Source organism: Streptomyces cahuitamycinicus (assembly GCF_002891435.1).
In the GTDB taxonomy this organism is placed as follows: Bacteria; Actinomycetota; Actinomycetes; order Streptomycetales; family Streptomycetaceae; genus Streptomyces; species Streptomyces cahuitamycinicus.
Map to the genome: position 1 here is coordinate 1 of NZ_POUC01000690.1, position 2,751 is coordinate 2,751.

Sequence of the window (2,751 nt, forward strand, 5' to 3'; positions counted from 1 at the left end):
GGCGGGAGGTGCTGGCGCCGGGGTATCCGCCGCGGGCGGTGCGGGTGCTGGAGCTGGCGCAGCGGGTGGGGACGCTGATCGCCGTGGCGACGGAGCGCGGGCACGGGGGCGCGGTGAGTTCGTCGGAGATCTCCGCGCGGCGGGAGGCGTTGCGGCCGGTGGAGCGGACGGCTCGGCGCGCGCAGGTCGCGGCGTACAACTCTGTTGTGGAGGAGCGGGAGCGGGGGGTGCGGTGACCGGCTTCTCGGGGTGCCGAGGGTTGTCGGGTGCCCGGCGTCGGGGCTGAACTCGGGGCATTGCGCGGCGGGGTGCTGCCTGCGCCCACCCGTGCCGCCCTCAGCGGCGCGCATGCCCGCAGCCAAGCGGACCGGCCTCCCAGGCGATGCCGGGAGGCCGGTGTCACCTCCGGCTCGGAGACGGAGGTGGTGCGTCAGTGGTTGACGGCGAGGTTGCCGAAGGCCGGGTTCAGGATGCCCACGACGTTCACGCTGTTGCCGGACACGTTGACCGGGACGTGCACCGGGGCCTGGACGACGTTGCCCGAGCCGACGCCCGGGGAGCCCACGGCCTGGCCGTCGGCGTGCGCGCTGGTGGCCGAGGCCATGCCCGCGCCGGCGGCCAGCAGGCCACCCGTCACCATCGTCACGGCCGCTGCCTTCTTCAGGTTCTTCACTTCTGAGCCCTCCTTGCGATTGCCGCGGCAGGCGCCGCAGCACGCACTGGAGAACGGTGGAGATCCTTCGAGGTTGCGCCATGTGGGGGACGTTCCCACGACAGTATGAATCTCGGTCCGGAACGCAACCTTCCGTTGCCGTGGGGGAAGCCCGTCAGCCGGTCACGCCATGGCGAACGGCCCACAGGGCGGCCTGTGTTCGGTCGGCCAGGTCGAGTTTCATCAGGATGTTCGAGACGTGGGTCTTGACGGTCTTCTCGGAGAGGACGAGCGCGCGGGCGATCTCCCGGTTGGAGCGGCCGTCCGCTATCAGCCCGAGTACCTCGCGTTCCCGCTCGGTGAGCGAACCGGCCCTCCCCGTCCCCGCGTTGCTCTCCTCCTGCGCCAGCAGGGCACCGGCGACCTCCGGCTGGAGGAGGATGTGCCCGGCGTGCACCGAGCGGATGGCCCCGGCGAGGGCGTCGGGGTCGACGTCCTTGTAGACGTATCCGGCGGCGCCGGCGCGCAGGGCCGGGACGACCGTGCGCTGCTCGGTGAAGCTGGTGACGACCAGCACGCGCGCGGGGTTGGCCAGCTCGCGGAGTCTGCGCAGGGCGTCGACGCCGTCCATGCCCGGCATCTTGACGTCCATGAGGATGACGTCGGGTTTCAGTTCCTCGGCGCGGTCGACCCCTTCGGCGCCGTCCGCCGCCTCGCCGACGACCTCGATGTCGTCCTGCACTTCGAGGAAGGTGCGCAGGCCCCGGCGGACGACCTGGTGGTCGTCGACGAGCAGCACCTTGATCGCGTCAGCCACCGGGGACCTCCATCTCGATGACGGTGCCCTTGCCGGGCACCGATTCCACGGTCAGCGTGCCGCCGGCGCCGCTCGCCCGGTCCCGCATGGAGACCAGGCCGAGATGGCGTCCCGCGCGGCGCACCGCCTGCGGGTCGAAGCCGCTGCCGTCGTCCGTGATCCGCAGGACGGCTCCGCCGCCGCGGCGGTCCAGGGTCACGTCGACCTGTCCTGCGCCGGAGTGCCGCAGGGCGTTGTGCAGAGCTTCCTGGGCGACGCGCAGGAGGGCTTCCTCCTGGGAGGCGGGCAGGGCCTTCACGCCGTGGCCGGAGAAGGTGACGCGGGCGCTGTGGGCCCGGTCGAGGACCTGGATCTGTGTCCGGAGGGTCGCCACGAGGCCGTCCTCGTCGAGGGCGGCGGGACGCAACTCGACGACCGCGGCGCGCAGTTCGTCGGCGGCCTCGGCGGCCAGGGCGGCGACCTGCTGGAGTTCGCCCTTGGCTCGGGAGGGGTCGCGGTCCACCAGGCGGGCCGCGGCCTGGGCGGTCAGGCGCAGGGAGAACAGCTTCTGGCTGACCGCGTCGTGCAGTTCGTGGGCGAGGCGGGAGCGCTCCTCGGCGATGGTCAGTTCACGGCTGCGCTCGTAGAGGCGGGCGTTGGTGAGGGCGATCGCGGCGTGCTGGGCGAGGATGCCGAGCAGTTCCTCGTCGTCCTGCGTGAAGCCGCAACCGCCTTCCGGCCCGGGGCACGGGGCGTGTCCTTCCTCAGGGCGCAGCTTGTTGGCGAGGAACAGGGCGCCGAGGACCTCGTCGCCGTCGCGGATCGGCAGGCCCAGGAAGTCGACCAGGTCCGGGTGGGCCTTCGGCCAGCCCTCGAAGCGGGGGTCCTTGCGGACGTCCGCGAGGCGTTCGGCCCTGGCCTCGTGCAGCATCGCGGCGAGGATGCCGTGCTGGCGTGGGAGAGGGCCGATGGCCTTCCACTGCTCCTCGCTGACGCCGTCGACGACGAACTGGGCGAAGCCGCCGTGGTCGTCCGGGACGCCGAGCGCGGCGTACTGCGCGTCGAGCAGCTCGCGGGCCGAGGACACGATCGTCTTGAGGACGTCGCGCACCTCCAGATGCCTGCTCATGGCCAGCAGCGCGGAGCTCACCGCGGCGAGGCCGGACCGGGGACCGTGACTCATGTCCTCACGGTACCGGCGGGCTGTGACAGCGCGGATCGGACCGGTGGCGGCGGGCGCCCGGTCGGTGGGCCTAGGTCGCCAGGCCGAGGCGGCCGGGCGGCCGCCGCCACCGGTCCGATC

General features: G+C 72.8%; 4 protein-coding genes. 1 reads left to right on the top strand and 3 read right to left on the bottom strand.

Annotation, left to right across the window (positions count from 1 at the left end):
- Window positions 1-236, top strand: a 236-nt coding sequence (locus C1J00_RS41660) for an Rv1486c family protein (RefSeq protein WP_500691505.1), incomplete at its 5' end; no start/stop codon positions are given.
- Window positions 237-430: 194 nt separating this feature from the next.
- On the opposite strand, the gene C1J00_RS41665 is transcribed toward C1J00_RS41660, so the two are convergent.
- The 3 genes from C1J00_RS41665 to C1J00_RS41675 all read right to left on the bottom strand — a co-directional run bounded on the left by C1J00_RS41665 (window position 431) and on the right by C1J00_RS41675 (window position 2,631).
- Window positions 431-673, bottom strand: coding sequence for a chaplin (locus C1J00_RS41665; RefSeq protein ID WP_030852293.1), 243 nt, complete (start codon window positions 671-673; stop codon window positions 431-433).
- Between the two features lie 154 nt (window positions 674-827).
- Window positions 828-1,469 (bottom strand): response regulator, encoded by a 642-nt coding sequence (locus tag C1J00_RS41670; protein WP_102914013.1) that lies wholly within the window; start codon window positions 1,467-1,469, stop codon window positions 828-830.
- The gene (locus tag C1J00_RS41675) at window positions 1,462-2,631 is read right to left on the bottom strand and encodes a GAF domain-containing sensor histidine kinase (protein WP_102914014.1); all 1,170 of its coding nucleotides are present in this window, start codon (window positions 2,629-2,631) and stop codon (window positions 1,462-1,464) included. The genes C1J00_RS41670 and C1J00_RS41675 overlap by 8 nt, the downstream gene beginning before the upstream one ends.
- Window positions 2,632-2,751: the final 120 nt, after the last annotated feature.